Source organism: Amycolatopsis sp. NPDC004169 (genome assembly GCF_040610315.1).
GTDB lineage: Bacteria > Actinomycetota > Actinomycetes > Mycobacteriales > Pseudonocardiaceae > Amycolatopsis.
Genome location: NZ_JBEXMD010000066.1, coordinates 21054 through 38607, shown reverse-complemented (window position 1 = coordinate 38607; position 17554 = coordinate 21054). Strand labels below are relative to the sequence as shown.

The window sequence follows — 17554 nt, the reverse complement described above, 5'->3', positions numbered from 1 at the left end:
ACTTTCAGCCAGAGAACAAACGCAACCACGCCGGGGGTCCAGGGGGCGGAGCCCCCTGGCGGGGGTTTGGGGGTCCGACCCCCAAAGGACATGGCGAAACGAAGGAAGGCCCAGCCCCGAAGGGGCGTGGGCCTTCCGCAAAGTGAAGTGGAGGTGCCGGGAATTGAACCCGGGTCCTCTGGCGTATCAACAGGGCTTCTCCGTGCGCAGTCCGCTACGTCTCTGCTTGGCTCCCTCAGTCACGCGAACAAGCTGAGGTGACGAGCCCAGCCACTGTTTGCTTCACGACTGTTCCCCGTGGCCGGGACAGTCGCTGAGCCTCCTAGCTGATGCCGGTACCCGGGCCGGAGGCGAACCCGGGCCGACAGAGTCGCACTCGCTCAGGCGGCGAGGGCGAACTCGCGCTGACTGGAGTCGGCGCTTATTTGGTTGCGATGACGCTTACGGTGGTCTCTCGCCTGCACCGGCACGCTTCTCCTGAATCAACGTCCAAAGTCGAAACCGTTCACCCCCTTGTCGGGACACAACCTGTTCATCATAACGCCCGGCGCCACCGCTTTCTTCCGGGTGGGTGGGGCCAGCCCTACCGCCGGGATGCCCGCTCGCACCATGTCGCGCGCGGGCGCGGGCCGCGATGCTGGGAGCCGTGGGAAGGAGCGCGGTCATGGTGAACGAGAGGCGGGATCCGCCGTTCGGTGGTTCGGTGGTGTTCTTGCTGATGAACCTGCCGCTGGGGGTGCTGGCGTTCGGGTTCCTCACGGCGTTCGTCTCGGCCGGGGCGGGTACCGCCGTGGTGTGGGTCGGGGTGGGGTTGCTCGCGCTGGTCGTGCTCGCGGTGCGGGGGGCGGCGCGGCTGGAGCGGGCGCGGGTCTACGCGCTGCTGGACCGCTACATCGACCTGCCGTACCTGCCGCTGCCGTCCGGCAAGCAGTCGCTGCGGTGGAAGGGGCGGCTGAAGGACCCGTCGACCTGGCGGGACTTCGCCTACTTCGCGCTGCTCTTCCCGGTGGGCCTGGTCGAGTTCGTGCTGGTGACGACGTTCTGGGCGACGAGCCTCGCGCTGGTCTTCCTGCCCGTCTACTTCCGGTGGCTGCCGGGCGGTGAGTACCGGTTCCCCAACCCGGAGGTGCCGTGGCTGACCGTGGACTCCACGGTCGAGGCGCTACCGTGGGCGGCGCTGGGGGTGTTGTTCGTCGCGTTGTCGGTGGCGCTGACCAAGGCGCTGGCGGGCACGCACGCCCGGCTGGCGAACGCGCTGCTGGGCCCGACGGTCGCGCAGCGCCGCCGGATGGAGCGCTGGTGGGAAAACGCGGAAGAGAAGAACCTGGTGGCGGGATGACCGAGGCGCAGCAACTGGACCACCCGCGGCCGCACCCGGCGCGCACGATCCTCTACATGATCGTCAGCTTCGTCCTCCGGCTGGTGCAGTTCGTGCTGATCGTGGTCGGCATCTCGGTGGGCGTGTCCACGGCGGTGATCTGGGTCGGGTTCCCGATCCTGCTGGCGACGACGAGTTTCGTCCGGTGGTCCGGCGACCGTGAGCGGGCCTGGGCGGGCCGGATGCTGAACGTGCCGCTGCCGCCGGTGCAGCGGCGGCCGTACGAAGAGGGGCAGCCGCTGCTGCGGCGGTGGATGGTCCGGCTGAGCGACGCGACGACGTGGCGTGACCTCGCCTACCTGACGGCCGCGTTCCCGCTGGCGTGCGCGGAGTTCGCGATCGCGCTGGCGTCGGTCGTGCTGCTGCCGATGGCGATCTGGGTGACGCCGTGGCTGGGCTGGCTGCACGCCGAGCTGGCGCTGGCGCTACTCGGTCCGGACCGCACGAAACGGCTGGAGCAGAAGGCCGAGCGGCTGCAGGCGTCCCGGGCCCGCGGCGTCGACGCCGCCGAGGCCGAACGCCGGCGCATCGAGCGTGACCTGCACGACGGCGCGCAGCAGCGGCTGGTGGCCGTGGCGATGAGCCTGGGCCGCGCGAAGTCGAAGTTCGACCAGGACCCGCAGGCGGTGCGGGACCTGATCGACGAGGCGCACGCGGACGCGAAGCTCGCCGTTTCGGAGTTGCGGGACCTGGCGCGCGGCATCTACCCGGCCGTCCTGGGTGACCGGGGGCTGGACGCGGCGCTGTCGGCGCAGGCGGCGAAGTCGCCGATCCCGGTGGACGTCTCGGTGGCCGTCGAGCCGCGGCCGCCGGCCGCGGTGGAGACGACGGCGTACTTCATCGTCGGCGAGACGTTGACGAACATCGCGAAGCACTCCGGAGCGACCGAGGCGGGCGTGAAGGTGTGGCGGACCGACGACCACGTCGTCGTCGAGATCACCGACAACGGTCACGGCGGCGCGGAGGTGCGTCCCGGCGGCGGGCTGGCCGGCCTGGCCGACCGCGCCGCGACGATCGACGGCGTGATCACCGTGGTCAGCCCGGTCGGCGGCCCGACCGTGATCCGGGCTGACCTCCCCTGCCAGTGGTGAATAGGCTGGACCCCGTTCATCCACGAGCTTGGGGGCCGGATGCGGGTAGTCATCGCCGAGGACGCCGTGCTGCTGCGGGCCGGGGTGACCCGCCTGCTCGCCGACGAGGGCATCGAGACGGCGGCGGCCGTCGACAACGGGGACGACCTGCTCGGCGCGGTGAAGGAACATCGTCCTGACCTGGCGATCGTCGACGTCCGCATGCCCCCGACGTTCACCGACGAGGGCCTGCGCGCGGCCTTGGCGGCGCGCAAGGAGGTCCCCGGCCTGCCGGTGTTGGTGCTGTCGCAGTACGTCGAGGAGTCCTACGCGGTGGAGCTGCTCTCGGGCGGGGCCGGCGGGGTGGGCTACCTGCTGAAGGAGCGCGTGGCGGACGTCGCGGACTTCCTGGACGCGGTCCGCCGCGTGGCCGGCGGCGGCACGGCGATCGACCCGGACGTGATCGCCCAGCTGATGGCCCGCGGCCGCCGCAACCCGCTGGACGCCCTGACCGCCCGCGAGTCCGAAGTGCTCGGCCTGATGGCCCAGGGCCTGTCGAACACGGCGATCGCGAATTCGCTGGTGGTTTCGCACGGCGCGGTGGAGAAGCACATCGGCAACATCTTCTCGAAACTCGGCCTCGAGGCCAGTGCGGAGGAACACCGTCGCGTTCGTGCGGTGCTGACGTACCTGGGCCGCTGAGCAACGGACGGTGACCGGAAGTCCCGTAAGGTGGACAACGGGTCACCCGTTCCGCGGGCGGCACCCGTGTGAGCGCTCACCTACCATGAGCGGACCCGGCCGCGAGAGGAGCGCGCAGATGTCCGACGAGATCCGCTGCGTCCGCTTCTTCGGCGGCCCGCTCGACGGCCGCGTCCAGGAGCTCGGGGACGCCGAGCCGATCCCGGGCACCGTCATCCGGCACATCCACCTGCACGGCGGCCCGAAGATCGAGACCCGCTACGAGCTCGGCCTCACCGAGCACGGCTGGGAGTACCGCGTCGCCGCCACGCAGCACGAACCCGAGCCCGACGGCCTGAGGTAGGGGAAACCCCCGCACCGACCGGGGGTGAACAGGACCCCGAACAGACCGGGCAGCACCGCTGTTTCCCCAGGTCGAACCGGCCAGGCTGAACGGCATGCAGACAGCGGGCCGGGACAGGTTCCTCGACGTCGTCCGGGCGGGGGCCATCCTCGCCGTCATCGCCCAGCACTGGCTGATGCCGGTGCTGTCCTACTCCGACGGGCACCTCGCCACCGGCAACGCCCTCGCCACGCCGGGCTGGTGGGTCATCACGTGGCTCAGCCAGGTCATGCCCCTCGTCTTCTTCGCCGGCGGCGCGGCGAACCTGATCTCCTTCCGCCGCGCGACGTCCCCGCGGCAGTGGCTCGCCGGGCGGCTCAAGCGCCTGATGACGCCGGTGCTGCCGCTGATGGCGGTCTGGCTGATCGCGCCGGACTTCCTGCGCGGCCTGGGCGTCCCGCCGCAACCGCTGCAGGTCGCCAGTGCGATCGCCGCGCAGCTGCTGTGGTTCCTCGCGGTGTACGTGCTCGTCGTGCTTCTGACGCCGCTCATGGTCGCCGCGCACCGGCGGTGGGGCCTGAAGGTGCCGCTCGTCATGGGTGCGGCGGGGGTTCTGGTCGACGTCGCCCGCTTCAACGACTTCGGCTACATCGGGTACGCCAACGCGGTCTTCGTCTGGGTCGCCGTGCACCAGCTCGGTTTCCACTACGTCGAAGGCAGGCTCGGCTCGCTGACCCGCCGCGGCGCGCTGACGCTGTCCGCCGCCGGGTTCGGCCTCACCGCGCTGCTGGTCGCGTTCGGTCCCTACCCGGCCAGCATGATCGGCATGCCGGGCGCGCCGGTGTCGAACATGAGCCCGCCGACCGTGCTGCTCGCCTTCCTCGCCGTCGGCCAGGTCGGCCTGCTGCTCGCCTTCCGCCCGCAGCTCAACGCGTTCGCGGCCCGGCCCGGCGTCGGCGACGCCCTCGGCTGGCTGGGCGCCCGGTTCATGAGCGTCTACCTCTGGCACATGCCGGCGCTGGTCGTGGTGGCCGGGGTGACGGTGTACGGCCTCGGCTATCAGACTCCGGCGCCGGGCACGGTGTTCTGGCTGGTCATGGCGCCCGGGTGGTTCGCCGGGTGCGCGATGGTGCTGTTCGGGCTGCTGCGGCTGTTCGCCCACTTCGAGATGCAGCGCGACACCGGCGCGCTCACCGCCCGGACGCCGCAGCTGGTCGCGGCCGGGCTGCTGATCTCGGGCGGCCTGCTCGGCCTGGCGGCGCACGGGTTCGCCCCGCTCTCGGACGGCATCGCCCACGGCCCGGTGCCGTGGGTGGTCCTGGCGACGGCCGGCTTCCTCCTGGCGGGCAAGCAGATCCCGGTGACCGAGCTGCTCGGGCGCGCGGTCACCGTCAGCGAACGCGCAACGATCAAACGCTGAGCAGCCGCAGCGGCGTGTCGTGCAGCACCGCCCGCAGGAACGGCTCCCCCAGGCGATCGTCGGCTTCCGCCCAGCCGGCGATCGCCTGCAGCTGCGTCACGTACGGGTACGGAATGTTCGGGAAGTCCGTGCCGAGCACGACCCGGTCGGCGTGGCCGGACAACCGGGCCGTCCAGTCCGGCGGCAGCGGCGACATCGCTTCGGCGAACGGCACGCCGACCATCGTCGTGTCCAGGTGCACCCGCGGGTACTTCGCCATCAGCTCGAACGCCGTGCCGAACTCCGGCATCGCCGCGTGCGCGAGGACCGCCGTCAGGTTCGGGTGCCGCGCCAGCACCTCCTCGAACACCGACAACCCGGTGAAGTCGCCCCGCAACGGACCGTGTCCACAGTGGACGACGACAGGGACGCCGGCGTCGGCCAGCGCGCCCCAGACCGGCTTCAGCAGGTCGTCGCGCGGGTCGTAGGCGCCCACCTGCACGTGCGCCTTGAACACCCGGGCGCCGGCGCGCAGCGCACCGTCCACAGCGGACCCGGCGCCGGGCTCGGGGTAGAAGGTCCCGGTCGGCACCGCGTCCGGGACCCGCGCGGCGAAGTCCAGCGCCCACTCGGTCAGCCACTCCGCCATGCCGGGCTTGTGCGGGTAGACCAGCGGGGCGAACTGCGTGACACCGAGCGCACGCAAGGTCTCCAGACGTTCCTCTTCGGACGTCCGGTAGAACACCGGCCACTCGGTGCCGTAGTGCGTCGAGGCCGCGTCGAAGTACGCCCAGACCTTGTCCATCACCGGCTTCGGCAGGAAGTGGACGTGCAGGTCGACCAGGCCCGGCAGGCCGAGCGACGCCGTCCAGCGAGCGACGTCGCCGTCGGAAGCCGGACCGGGCGTCACTCCGTGAACCGGCCCTTCAGCGCCCGGCCCATGGCCTTCCTGATGTCGCGGTCCGCGTCCCGCTTGGCGAGCGCCTGCCGTTTGTCGTAGGCCTTCTTGCCCTGGGCCAGCGCGATCTCGACCTTGACCTTGCCGTCCTTGAAGTACATCGACAGCGGTACCAGGGAGAGCCCGCTTTCCCTGGTCTTGCCGATGAGCTTCTCGATCTCGCGCCGGTGCAGCAGCAGCTTCCGGGTGCGCCGCGGGGTGTGGTTGGTCCACGTGCCCTGCGTGTACTCCGGGATGTGCACGTTGCGCAGCCACACTTCGCCGTCGTCGACCGTCGCGAACGCGTCCGCCAGCGATGCCTTGCCCTCGCGCAGGCTCTTCACCTCGGTGCCGACGAGCACGAGACCGCACTCGTAGGTGTCGAGGATGGAGTAGTCGTGCCGCGCCTTGCGGTTCGACACGATGACCTTCTGGCCACGTTCTTTGGGCATACGACCACTCTACGTGATTCCGACGGTGACGAGCAGCGGGTTATCTAGTGCCGGACGTACAGCCGCAGCGTGACGTAACCGGTGATGGCGGAGATCACCACGGACACCCCGAGCAGGATCGGCGCGACCGGGAACAGCAGCTCCAGCATGGTGATCTTCGGGAACACGTCGCCGGTGAACACCGAATCCAGGAAGCCGGCCTTCGTGATGATCAGCATGATGATCCCGAGGACCGCACCGACCGCGCCGGCGACCACCGCCTCCAGCAGGAAGGGCAGCTGTGTGTACCACCGCGTCGCGCCGACCAGCCGCATGATGCCGACCTCGGTGCGGCGGGTGAACGCGGACACCTGGATCGTGTTGGCGATCAGCAGCAACGCGGCGACGGCCATGATGAGCGCGGCCCCGAAGGCCATGTTGCGGACACCGTTGAAGGCGTTGAAGACGCGGTCGAGGAACTTCTTCTGGTCGTCGACCTTCCGCACGCCCGGCTTGGTGCCGTACTCCTGCACGATCGCGTCACTGCGGTCCGGGTCCTTCAGCTTCACGTGCAGCGAAGCGGGCAGCGACTCCGGGCCGGTGAGCGCGATCAGCTCCGGCTGGCTCTCGAAGATCTTCTTGAACCGGTCGAAGGCCTGGTCGCGGTTCTCGAAGACGACCGATTCGACACCGTTGTTGCTCTGCAGCGAGGTCCGCAGCGTCTGGCACAGCGACTGGGTGCAATTCTTGTCGTTCGCGCTGATGTCGTCGGTGAGGTAGACCGAAACTTCGACGTCGGCGAGGAAGTTGGACTTCATCTTGTCGATCGTCCGGACGGCGAGCAGGCCGCCGCCGAGCATGGCGAGCGACACGGCCGTGGTCAGCATCATCGCGATGGTCATCGTGACGTTCCGGCGCAGGCCGGTGACTACCTCACTGAAGACGAAACTGGCGCGCATGGCGGGTGCAGGTCCTTGGGGTCGGGGGCGGTGCGGGGTGGGCGGGTCTCAGCGACCGATGCCGTAGACGCCGCGGGCGTCGTCGCGGATCACCCGGCCGAGCTGCAGCTCGACGACTCGGCGCCGCATGGAGTCCACGATGGAGTGATCGTGGGTGGCCATCAGGACCGTGGTGCCGGTGCGGTTGATCCGCTCCAGCAGCAGCATGATGTCCTGGCTGGTGTCGGGGTCCAGGTTCCCGGTCGGCTCGTCGGCGAGCAGCACCAGCGGACGGTTGACGAACGCGCGCGCGATCGCGACGCGCTGCTGCTCACCACCGGAGAGCTCGTTGGGCAGCCGGTCGGCCTTGCCGTCGAGGCCGACGAGCTCCAGCACCTCGGGGACGACCTTCTTGATGGTCGGGCCGGGCTTGCCGATGACCTCGAGGGCGAACGCCACGTTCTCCGCGACGGTCTTGTTCGCCAGCAGGCGGAAGTCCTGGAAGACGCAGCCGATGGTCTGCCGCAGGCGGGGGACCCGGCGGCGGGCCAGCTTGGCGACGTCGAAGTTGGACACCATCACACGGCCCTTGCTCGGCGTCTCTTCGCGCAGCAGGAGCCGGAGGAAGGTCGACTTCCCCGATCCCGAGGGACCGATGAGGAAGACGAACTCACCCTTTTCGATGTCGACGGACACCCGCTCGAGCGCGGGCCGCGTCGAGGTCTTGTAGACCTTGGAAACCTCTTCGAGCCGGATCACGATTCGGCATACTACCCACCGGTCTCGTGAAGCCCCGGTTGCCCGGTCCACCCGAGTGGAGCAAGGGGCGTTTGCGTACGGTGAGCGGTCGCGCAAACACCCCTTGCGCCGATCAGGCGGTCTGCTTCCGCCAGCGGATGCCCGCGTCGAGGAAGCCGTCGATGTCGCCGTCGAGCACCGCGGTCGGGTTGCCGACCTCGAACTCGGTCCGCAGGTCCTTCACCATCTGGTACGGGTGCAGCACGTAGGAGCGCATCTGGTTGCCCCAGCTGGAGCCGCCGTCCTTGAGCGCGTCCATCTCCTTGCGCTCTTCTTCCTTCTTCCGCTGCAGCAGCCGCGCCTGGAGGACCTTCATCGCGGCCGCCTTGTTCTGCAGCTGCGACTTCTCGTTCTGGCAGGAGACGACGATGTTCGTCGGGATGTGCGTGATGCGCACCGCACTGTCGGTGGTGTTCACGCTCTGTCCACCGGGGCCCGACGATCGGTAGACGTCGACCCGGATGTCCTTTTCCGGGATGTCGACGTGGTCGACCTCTTCGACCTCGGGCAGCACCTCGACGTGCGCGAACGACGTCTGGCGCCGGCTCTGGTTGTCGAACGGCGAGATCCGGACGAGCCGGTGGGTGCCCTGCTCGACCGAGAGGGTGCCGTAGACGTAGGGGGCGCTCACCTTGAACGTCGCCGACTTGATGCCCGCCTCTTCGGCGTAGGAGATGTCGTAGACGTCGGTCGGGTAGCCGTGGCGCTCGGCCCAGCGCAGGTACATGCGCAGCAGCATCTCGGCGAAGTCGGCCGCGTCGACGCCGCCCGCCTCGGACCGGATGGTGACGACGGCGTTGCGGTCGTCGTACTCGCCCGAGAGCAGGGTGCGGACCTCGAGGCCGTCGATGGCCTTGCTCAGGTCGGCGAGCTCGGTCTCGGCCTCGGCGAGGCTGCCGGAGTCGCCTTCGGCCTCGGCGAGCTCGTACAGCACGCCGAGGTCGTCGAGCCGCTGGCGCAGGTCGGACACCCGGCGCAGCTCGCCCTGCCGGTGCGAGAGCTGGCTGGTGACCTTCTGGGCCGCCTCCGGGTCGTCCCAGAGGGTCGGGCTCGATGCCTGCTCCTCCAGGTCGGCGACCTGCGCACGCAGCGAATCGAGGTCCATCACCGACTCGATCTGCGTCAGCTTGCCGGCCAGGTCCCTCAATGCCGCGTCGAACTCATCACTCACGTTTGTCAAGGTTACGGCAAAACCCACGACCGGTTGCGAGGACCGGTCGTGGGCGCGCGAACCTCAGGCCGCGGGGATGGCGTCGAGCAGCTTGAGCGCGGCCTTGGCCTGGGCCTGGGCGAACTCGGCGACGGCCTTTTCGTACGGCCCCTCGGCCGCCTTGGTGGCCGCCTTGGCGTCGTCGAGCTGCTGGCCGTAGCTCGCCCTGGCCGAGTCGAGCAGCGTCTGGCGCTGCTTCGCCGTCAGCGACCCCGCGTGCACGAGCCGCAGGATGAGCGGGCTGCGCAGGTGGTCGGGGCCGGCTTCGGACGTCAGCCAGGCCTTGAAGGCCTTCTTGCCGGCGGCGGTGATCAGGTACTGCTGGCTGGAGCGCGGGCCCTGCTTGCCGAGCCGGACGAGGCCTTCCTTGGACAGCGCCGGGAGCTCCCGGTACACCTGGCTGCGGGTGACACTGAAGAAGGCGCCGAAACGCTCACCCGCTCCCGCGACGAGCTGCCCGCCGGTGGCGGGACCGTCGTGGAGCAGACCGAGCAGGGCGGCGGCTGTTGCATTCAATTCGGACACGCCCCCTAGATTCCCACTTATCGGCCGCTGTGTCCACAGTGGTCAGCGTATCTGTCCATTGTGGCTAGACAGATCCCCTCGTTCGGCCCAATGCGAGCCGGTCCACTGTGGACGTGAACACGCTCTGCAACCGCTCCCAGGAATCTTTGGGCCAACCAGACGCATCGAGGCACGCCCGGCAACCTCCAGGCAGGTGAGTTCGACGGGCGGCACTCCCCGGCTTGGCGCACCGCGGACACGCACCGCAACCGGCCGACACCGGTGTCCATATCGCGAGATTCGTAGCAAAAGGCGACCACAGCGGGGGATCCAAGGGGGCGAAGCCCGCCTTGGCGGGGGTTTGGGGGTTCGACCCCCAAAACAAAGCGAAAGAGGCGTGGCGAACGCTTTCCGTTCGCACACGCCTCTTACCTCTGTAGCGGGGACAGGATTTGAACCTGCGACCTCTGGGTTATGAGCCCAGCGAGCTACCGAGCTGCTCCACCCCGCGCCGTTGTGGTACTTGAATAGATTACACGGGGTTGCCAGGGGCTTTACACCGGGGTCCCTAAACGCCCTGACCTGCCGTTACGCCGTCTCCAGCCACTGGCGGGCTCCACTGAGGACCATGGCGAGCCCGTCCTCGAACCGCGCGTCGGCGTCACCCAGCACCGCCTCGCCCGCCGACCCGCGGTAGCGCTCGTCGAACTCACCGGGCATGGGCCGCACGGCCTGCTCCTCGATCACGTAGCCGATGACGAAGCAGTAGACGGTGAACACCGCCCGGTCGGCCAGCCGCTCGTCGAGGCCGGCGTCGATGCTCCGGCGCAGCGGGTGCGGGCCGACGAGACCCAGGTCGCCGAGGTAGGTGCCGGCGAAGACCTTCCCGCCGTCGCGGTAGGCGAGCATCATCCGCCGCAGCGCGCGGGCCCCGTGCGCTGCAGCTTCCCACTCCCCCAGCGACGCCGGCGGCCGCCGATCGGCCGCGGAATCGCGGTACATCTGCGTCGCCATCTCGTCGAGCAGCTCCTGTTTGTTCTTCAGGTGCCAGTACAGCGCGGGCGCCTTGACCCCGAGATCCGCGGCGATCAGCCGCAGCGTGAGCCCGTTGAGCCCGACCTCGTTGAGCAGCTTCAGCCCGGACCGAGCAATGTTCTCCCTGGTCAGAGCCATCTCTGCGCTACTCCCCAAGATCCCCGCTTGACAGTTTAACGATGTTAAGGCCATCCTCGGGGCAGGTCAATTTAACGTTGTTAAGGAGCTAGGGAGATGACGGAGCTGACCGCGGAAGTGGTCGTGGCCGGCGCGGGCCCGACGGGCCTGATGCTGGCGAACGAGCTGGCACTGGCCGGAGTGGACGTCCAGGTGCTCGAGCGGATGCACGAGCGAACGGGGTTGTCGAAGGCCCTGAACCTCCAGCCGAGGACGGCGGAGGTGCTGGACCTCCGCGGCCTGCTGCCCCGGGCGAAGGACCGCGCGTTCGCGACTGTCGCGGACGGACACTTCGCGGTGATCCCGATCCCCTACACGGGCTGGGACACGCGCCACCCGTACCAGCTGGGCATTCCCCAAGCCGAGGTGGAAGCGACCTTGGAGGAGCGCCTGGCCGAGCAGGGCGTGAAGGTGAGGCGAGGCCACGAACTGACCACCTTCACCCAAGACGCCGACGGCGTCACGATCACCGCGGGCGACCTGCGAATCCGAGCGGAGTACCTGGTGGGCTGCGACGGCGGCCGAAGCACGGTCCGCAAGGCACTGAACATGCCGTTCGAAGGCATTGAAGGCCAGGGCCACGGCGTAGCGGCGGACGTCCTGTTCGAGTCGACGCCGCCCGGGGCCCCGACCCAGTGGCGTTCGATGACGAACATGGTGACCTCGGGCAGCCCGGGCAAGTTCATCGGCGTGATCCCGCTGGGCGAGCGGAACCTCTACCGGATCAGCTTCGGAGACCGCCTGAACCGCCCCCGGAACCTCCGAGCCGAGGTGACCCCGGACGAAGTGCGAGCAGCGGTCACGGAACGCTTCGGCGAAGAGGCCGGGATCGCCGAAATCCGCTGGGCGAGCCGCTTCTCGGACGACAGCCGCCTGGCGGAGAACTACCAGGTGGGCAGAGTCCTGCTGGCGGGCGACGCGGCCCACATCCATTTCCCGGCCGGGGGCCAGGGTCTCAACCTGGGGATCCAGGACGCGATGAATCTGGGCTGGAAGCTGGCGGCCGAACTCCGCGACCGAGCCCCGGCGGGACTCCTGGAAACGTACGAAGCAGAGCGCCGTCCAGTGGCACAGCAGGTGTTGGACAACGTGGCGGCCCAGAACGCCCTGATCCCCACCAACCCCAACCAGCTGGCGCTACGAGCTCTCTTCCGAGACCTGGCAGCGCTCCCCGAAGTCCAGCACCACCTGTCGGGCATGGTCTCGGGCCTGAACATCAAGTACGCCAACGAAGATCCCCACCCGGCAGCCGGAACCCGCCTCCCCGACTTCCCCACCCACGACGGTCACGCAAGCACGCTCTTCCACAAAGGAACCTGGGTCCTCCTGACAAAAACCCCACAACCAAAGCCCCACAAAGAGGTACTCGTAGCAGAGGTCCCCGAACTCCCCTACCGGGACGCAGAGAGGCTCCTGGTCCGCCCAGACGGCTACATAGCAAACACAACAGGAGAAACAAAAACCTGGCTGACCTGACAACACCGGCTAACTCAAGAACGCCGGCCAACTCAAGAACGCCGGCTCACTAAAGAACGCAGACTCACTCGAGAACGAAACCCAACGCAGGGGGGTCCAGGGGCGGCGAAGCCCCCCTGGCGGGGGTCTGGGGGTTCGACCCCCAGAACAAATGCGAAGGAGGCGCGGTTCGCGCTTTCCGCGAACACACGCCTCCAACCTCTGTAGCGGGGACAGGATTTGAACCTGCGACCTCTGGGTTATGAGCCCAGCGAGCTACCGAGCTGCTCCACCCCGCGTCGTGGCACCTACCTTACGCCTGCCTTTCGGGCGGGTGCAAAGCAGGTGCCGTCCGGGTGCTCGACGTCACCCTCCGGGCTGGCTGGTGGGTGGTGCCGTGCTGGTTCCCGGTGCCGCGGTCTTGGCTGCTTCGTAGGCGCGGGCGGCCGCGTCGAGGGCGGCGAGTGCGGCACCTTGGTCGGCGAAGTTGCCGGATTGCTGGGCGGCTTTGAGCCTGGCGATGGCCGACTGGATGTCGGTCACGGCTTTGTCGAGGGCCGCGTTGCCGCTGCCGTTGTTGGCGGGCGGGGTGGTGGTGGGGTTGGTGGAGGTGGGTGGGTTGGTGGTCGGCTGGCCGGCTTGGGGCGGGGTGGTGGTGGCTTCGCCGGTGCCGGCGCCGAAGACCTGGTCGAGGGCTTCCTGGAGGGTGGCGCCGTAGCCGACCTTGGGTCCGTAGGAGACGAGGACGCGGGCCAGCTGCGGGTAGCTGTTCTGGTTGCGCTGCCGGATGTAGACGGGTTCGACGTAGAGGAAGCCGTCGGCGACCGGGAGCGTGATCAGGTTGCCGTAGATGGGGGTGACGTTGGGGTTGTTGAAGAGGGTGCGGTCTTGGGCGACGCGGGAGTCGCTCTGGAACCGGTTCTGGACCTGGACCGGGCCGTCGACCTGGGTGGCTCCGGTGGCCGCGCTGGGTAGCTGGAGGACGCGGATCTTGCCGTAGTCGGCCGGGTCGGAGGACACCGACATCCAGGACGCGAGGTACTGGCGCTGGAGGCCGGTCAGTGAGCTGGTGAGCTGGAACGTCGGCTTGGTCTGGCCGGGGGTGTCGGCGAGGACGTAGTAGCCGGGCTGGTTGGCCGCGCCGGCCGCGGCCGGGTTGGAGCCGCCCTCGGCCGTCGGGTCCTGCGGGACGCTCCAGAACGCCTGCTGCGAGTAGAACTCCTGCGGGTTGCTGACGTGGTAGCGCGACAGCAGTTCACGCTGGATCTTGAAGAGGTCCTCGGGGTAGCGGAAGTGGGCCCGCAGGTCCGGGGAGATGTCGGAGCTGGGCTTCACGAGCCCGGGGAAGACCTTCTCCCAGGCGTTGAGGACCGGTTCCTTGTCGTCGATCGAGTACAGCGTGACGGTGCCGTTGAAGGCGTCGACGGTGGCCTTGACCGAGTTGCGGATGTAGTTGATGGAGCTGTTGGCCTGGCGGGCGACGCCGTTGAGGGAGTCGTTCGTGGCCGCGCCGAGCTGGGTCTGCTGGGCGTACGGGAAGTTGTTGAGCGTGGTGTAGCCGTCGATGATCCACTGGATCTTGCCGTCGACGACCGCCGGGTACGGGTCGCCGTCGAGGGTCAGCCACGGCGCGACCTTGCTGACGCGGTCGCGCGGGTCGCGGTTGTACATGATCTTGGAGTTGTCGCCGATGGCGTCGGAGAACAGGATGTTCCGTTCGCCGTACTCGGCGGCGAAGGCGAGGCGGTTGAACCAGTTGTCGATCGAGACGCCGCCGGTGCCGGTGTACTTGTAGCGGTCGGTGGCGGTGTCGTACTCGCCGGGCGCGTTGCCGGTGGTGCCGCCCACGATGGCGTAGTCGGATTCCGCGGCGGACAGCTCGCCGTAGTAGATGCGGGGTTCCTTGACCTCGATGCCGGGCTGGCCGGTCGCGGGCGCGCCGGCACCGGCCGGGTTCTGCGTGTCGCTGGTGGTGGCGATCGGGTAGCCGCCGTCGGAGTTGGCGTCCTTGACCGCGCGGTCGATCGTGTTGGCCGGTGCGACGACGAAGCCGTTGCCGTGGGTGTAGACGAGGTGCTTGTTGATCCAGCTGGTCTGGTTGCCGGTGAGGCCCTCGGTCTTGATCTCCTTGGCCGCGACGATGTAGTCCTGCGTCACGCCGCCGACGGTGTAGCGGTCGATGTCCAGCTTGGCTGGGAAGCCATAGAAGTTCTCGCGGCCGACGCGCTGGGTGAAGGTGTCGGAGAGGATGTTCGGGTCGAGCAGCCGGATGTTCGACATCGTCCCGTTGTCGGCCTTGATCTGGTCCGGGGTGGCGTCCGACTTGCCGGTGTAGGGCTGGTACTGGACGTCGGTGAGGCCGTAGGCGCGGCGGGTGGCGTCCATGTTGCGCTGGATGGACGTCGCTTCCTTCTCGTTCGCGTTCGGCTTCACCGAGAACTGGTCGAGGATGGCGGGCCAGGCGACGCCGACGAGGATGCCGGAGAGGATCAGCAGCACCAGCGAGATGGCCGGCAGCTGCAGGTTGCGCAGGAAGGCACCGGCGAAGAAGGCGATCGCGCAGATGACCGAGATGCACAGCAGGATCAGCTTGGCCGGCAGCACCGCGTTGAGGTCGGTGTAGGTGGCGCCGACGAACAGCGGCATGCCGCGGTCGGACAGCAGCAGGTTGTACCGGTCGAAGAAGTACTCGACCGCCTTCAGCAGCACGAAGAGGCCGACGGTGATGGCGAGCTGCGCGCGGGTCGGGCCGGCGAGCTGGCCGCCCTTGCCCGCCAGCCGGATGCCGCCGAAGACGTAGTGCGCGATCAGCGCGCCGAAGAAGGAGATGACGACGGTGATGAACAGCCAGCCGAGCAGCCAGTTGAAGAACGGGAGGTCGAAGGCGTAGAAGCCGACGTCGTTGCCGAACTCGGGGTCGGTCTGGCCGAAGGAGGTGCCGTTGAGGAACAGCTGCACGACCTGCCAGTCGCCCTGGGCGGACAGGCCGGCGATGAGGCCGGTGAGCACCGGGATGCCGACGCCGAAGAGGCGGATGCGGGCGACGATCGCCGAGCGGTAGCGCGCCAGCGGGTCGTCGGCGCCGGAGATCGGCACGAAGACCGGGCGCGTCCGGTAGGCGATCATCAGGCTGATCGCCAGCGCGCCGCCGACGAGCAGCCCGACGGCGAAGAAGAGGATCACGCGGGTGATCAGCTGGGTGGTGAACACCGGCCGCGCGCCGACTTCGCCGTACCACAGCCAGTCGACGTAGGTGTCGAGGAGACGGGCCCCGAGCAGCAGCGCCAGCACGATCACCGCGGCGATGATGAGGAGGATCCGGCTCCGCCGGGACAGCTTCGGCAGGCTCACCGGGGGCCGAGTCGCCACGGCACACGCTCCTGTCTTCGTCAATACTTGAGCAGGGGCGCGTGCGCCCCCTGATTCCCTAACTCTACGGATGCCCGGGGAAGTTCCCGTGACCCGCCCAAACCGGACTCGCGGCGTCGCGGCGCCGGCCGACCTGACACGATGTGCGCATGGCAGCGAACGAAGCGCGACAGGCCGGTGTGGCCGCGCTCGCCCGTGAGATCGAGGACTTCATGGCGGCGGCGGGCTGGGACCAGCCGCCGCAGCTGTTCGCCCTGGTGCCGACGGCCGCGCTGCTGGACGAGCAGCCGGAGCTGGCCGGGCAGCTCGACCGGGCGAACCCGCTGACGCCGGTGGCGCAGGAAGCGCTGCCCGACGGCGACCTGGCCGAGGCGCTGGGCCGGATCGCCTGGCCGGATCTGGTCATCGGCTGCGCGCTGGCCCAGGAGATCATCGTGCTGCCGCCGGGCTCGGAGTCGGAGCTGCCGGACGTCGCCGAAGCGGACGCGGAGAGCCTTCGCCGTGCGGCCGCGGACCACCCGCAGCGCACGGAGGCGCGGCTGGTCGCGGCGGTCCTGCGCGACGGGGAGGGCGCCTGCGTGATGCGGCTGCGCGGGGCGGGCACCGACGAATCGATCGACGAGATCGTGGAAAGCCCCGATCTGGCGCCGAACCTGGTCGAAGCGCTGAAGGCCACGCTGCTGCCCTAGCAGGACGCCGTCGGCCGACCGGCTTTCAGGTTGGCCAGCTGGGCGAGCGCGTCGTCCAGTGTGGACACCTTGATCAGGTTGAGCCCGTCGGGCGCGTTCGACTTGGCCTCGGCGCAGTTGTGCTCGGGCACCAGGAAGTCGGTGGCGCCGGCTTCGCGGGCGCCGACGACCTTGAACGAGATCCCCCCGATCGGGTCGACTTCGCCGGTCTCGGTGATCTCGCCGGTGCCGGCGATGTGCCGTCCGCCGGCGAGGTCGCCGTTCTGCAGCCGGTCGATGATGGCGAGGGTGAACATCAGCCCGGCCGACGGGCCGCCGACGTCCTGCAGCGAGATGTTGACGGTGAACGGCGCGTCGGCGCGGTCGACCGCGGTGAGGCCGATGAAGCCCTCCTTGCGGTCGGGCCGCGCGGCGAGGGTCAGCGGCACGGTCCGTTCGGGCTGGCCGTCGGACTGGAAGGTGATCTGGACGGTCTGGCCGGGCAGCGTGCCGTTGAGCGCGGCCCGCACGTCGGCGGCCTCGACGATCTTCTTGCCGTTGACGGTGATCAGCTTGTCGCCGGGCGAGAGCACGTGGTCGGCCGGGCTGCCGGAGACGATCTGCTTCGCCAGCACCTTGATCGGGTAGCCGAGCTTCCGCAGGGCGGCGACCTGCGCGTTGGTCTGCGAGTCCTGCAGCTGCTGGATGTTCTCCTGCTTGACCTGCTCGTTCGTCTCGCCGGGCTTGAAGTACTCCTCGCGCGGCGCGAGCGCGTACCGGCCGCTCGCCCAGAAGCCGAGGCCCTGGAAGAGGGTGACACCGTCGTGCAGGGAGACGGTCGTCATCCGCAGCTCGCCGGTGGTCGGGAAGGTCTCGTGCCCGGTGACCTGGATGACCGGGTTGCCCGCCGCGTCACGACCCAGCGTGTCGTAGGTCGGGCCCGGGCTGATCGCGACGAAGGGCACCGGCACGACCGAGCCGAGCACCACGAAGATCAGGAACAGCGAGCCGCTGACCACCAGCGTCCAGCCCCGCCGGGTCATCCGGCGGGCCTCGCCGGCCGGCTCGGGCGCCGGTTCCGGGGCGCTCTTCGCGGGGGCGGTCTCCTCGGAGGACTTGGTCACGACCGACAGCGTACGGTGACCGCGTTCGCTTCCCGGT

At 69.1% G+C, this 17554-nt stretch carries 16 protein-coding genes, 2 tRNA genes and 1 other RNA gene; 7 read left to right on the top strand and 12 right to left on the bottom strand.

The window, feature by feature from the left end:
• Positions 1–145: 145 nt before the first annotated feature.
• Positions 146–513, bottom strand: a transfer-messenger RNA (tmRNA) gene (ssrA, locus tag ABZX11_RS45305).
• A gap of 151 nt (positions 514–664) precedes the next feature.
• Between ssrA and ABZX11_RS45300 the strand changes: the two genes are divergently transcribed.
• The 5 genes from ABZX11_RS45300 (at position 665) to ABZX11_RS45280 (ending at position 4892) form a co-directional block, all read left to right on the top strand.
• Complete coding sequence (locus ABZX11_RS45300) at positions 665–1339, top strand: sensor domain-containing protein (protein ID WP_354924936.1); 675 nt, start codon at positions 665–667, stop codon at positions 1337–1339.
• Positions 1336–2469, top strand: coding sequence for a sensor histidine kinase (locus ABZX11_RS45295; protein WP_176172799.1), 1134 nt, complete (start codon positions 1336–1338; stop codon positions 2467–2469). The genes ABZX11_RS45300 and ABZX11_RS45295 overlap by 4 nt, the downstream gene beginning before the upstream one ends.
• Positions 2470–2508: 39 nt before the next feature.
• A complete protein-coding gene (locus tag ABZX11_RS45290) occupies positions 2509–3150 on the top strand; it encodes a response regulator transcription factor (protein WP_176172800.1) in 642 nt (213 codons plus the stop codon).
• Positions 3151–3268: 118 nt separating this feature from the next.
• Entirely contained in the window at positions 3269–3493 is a 225-nt protein-coding gene (locus tag ABZX11_RS45285) for a hypothetical protein (protein ID WP_176172801.1), read from the top strand.
• Positions 3494–3587: 94 nt separating this feature from the next.
• Positions 3588–4892 carry an acyltransferase gene (locus ABZX11_RS45280; RefSeq protein WP_354924933.1) on the top strand — a complete coding sequence of 435 codons (1305 nt, stop codon included), beginning with the start codon at positions 3588–3590 and terminating at the stop codon, positions 4890–4892.
• Here ABZX11_RS45280 and ABZX11_RS45275 read toward each other — a convergent pair.
• The 8 genes from ABZX11_RS45275 to ABZX11_RS45240 all read right to left on the bottom strand — a co-directional run bounded on the left by ABZX11_RS45275 (position 4882) and on the right by ABZX11_RS45240 (position 10862).
• Positions 4882–5781 (bottom strand): amidohydrolase family protein, encoded by a 900-nt coding sequence (locus ABZX11_RS45275; protein WP_354924931.1) that lies wholly within the window; start codon positions 5779–5781, stop codon positions 4882–4884. The two genes, ABZX11_RS45280 and ABZX11_RS45275, sit on opposite strands and share 11 nt — an antisense overlap.
• Complete coding sequence (gene smpB / locus ABZX11_RS45270; protein ID WP_176172804.1) at positions 5778–6260, bottom strand: SsrA-binding protein SmpB; 483 nt, start codon at positions 6258–6260, stop codon at positions 5778–5780. Before smpB ends, ABZX11_RS45275 begins: the two co-directional genes overlap by 4 nt.
• A 44-nt stretch (positions 6261–6304) precedes the next feature.
• Positions 6305–7198: a permease-like cell division protein FtsX gene (gene ftsX, locus ABZX11_RS45265; RefSeq protein WP_176172805.1), complete on the bottom strand. Its 894-nt coding sequence runs from the start codon at positions 7196–7198 to the stop codon at positions 6305–6307.
• Positions 7199–7246: 48 nt separating this feature from the next.
• The gene (ftsE, locus tag ABZX11_RS45260; RefSeq protein ID WP_003082104.1) at positions 7247–7936 is read right to left on the bottom strand and encodes a cell division ATP-binding protein FtsE; all 690 of its coding nucleotides are present in this window, start codon (positions 7934–7936) and stop codon (positions 7247–7249) included.
• 112 nt (positions 7937–8048) lie between these two features.
• Positions 8049–9146, bottom strand: coding sequence for a peptide chain release factor 2 (gene prfB, locus ABZX11_RS45255; protein WP_354924929.1), 1098 nt, complete (start codon positions 9144–9146; stop codon positions 8049–8051).
• A 63-nt stretch (positions 9147–9209) separates the two neighbouring features.
• Positions 9210–9710: a helix-turn-helix transcriptional regulator gene (locus ABZX11_RS45250; protein WP_354924927.1), complete on the bottom strand. Its 501-nt coding sequence runs from the start codon at positions 9708–9710 to the stop codon at positions 9210–9212.
• Positions 9711–10126: 416 nt separating this feature from the next.
• Positions 10127–10200 (bottom strand) — tRNA-Met (locus tag ABZX11_RS45245).
• A gap of 77 nt (positions 10201–10277) precedes the next feature.
• Positions 10278–10862, bottom strand: a complete 585-nt coding sequence (locus ABZX11_RS45240) for a TetR/AcrR family transcriptional regulator C-terminal domain-containing protein (protein ID WP_176172808.1) — start codon at positions 10860–10862, stop codon at positions 10278–10280.
• Positions 10863–10958: 96 nt separating this feature from the next.
• On the opposite strand from ABZX11_RS45240, the gene ABZX11_RS45235 reads away from it, so the two are divergent.
• Positions 10959–12377, top strand: coding sequence for an FAD-dependent monooxygenase (locus ABZX11_RS45235; RefSeq protein ID WP_354924925.1), 1419 nt, complete (start codon positions 10959–10961; stop codon positions 12375–12377).
• A 204-nt stretch (positions 12378–12581) separates the two neighbouring features.
• Here the strand turns inward: ABZX11_RS45235 and ABZX11_RS45230 are convergent.
• A tRNA-Met gene (locus ABZX11_RS45230) sits at positions 12582–12655 on the bottom strand.
• A 67-nt stretch (positions 12656–12722) separates the two neighbouring features.
• Positions 12723–15725: a UPF0182 family protein gene (locus tag ABZX11_RS45225; RefSeq protein ID WP_354924923.1), complete on the bottom strand. Its 3003-nt coding sequence runs from the start codon at positions 15723–15725 to the stop codon at positions 12723–12725.
• A gap of 149 nt (positions 15726–15874) precedes the next feature.
• Between ABZX11_RS45225 and ABZX11_RS45220 the strand changes: the two genes are divergently transcribed.
• Positions 15875–16414 carry a PPA1309 family protein gene (locus ABZX11_RS45220; protein ID WP_176172810.1) on the top strand — a complete coding sequence of 180 codons (540 nt, stop codon included), beginning with the start codon at positions 15875–15877 and terminating at the stop codon, positions 16412–16414.
• Here ABZX11_RS45220 and ABZX11_RS45215 read toward each other — a convergent pair.
• Positions 16411–17517, bottom strand: a complete 1107-nt coding sequence (locus ABZX11_RS45215) for a PDZ domain-containing protein (RefSeq protein ID WP_354924921.1) — start codon at positions 17515–17517, stop codon at positions 16411–16413. The two genes, ABZX11_RS45220 and ABZX11_RS45215, sit on opposite strands and share 4 nt — an antisense overlap.
• Positions 17518–17554: the final 37 nt, after the last annotated feature.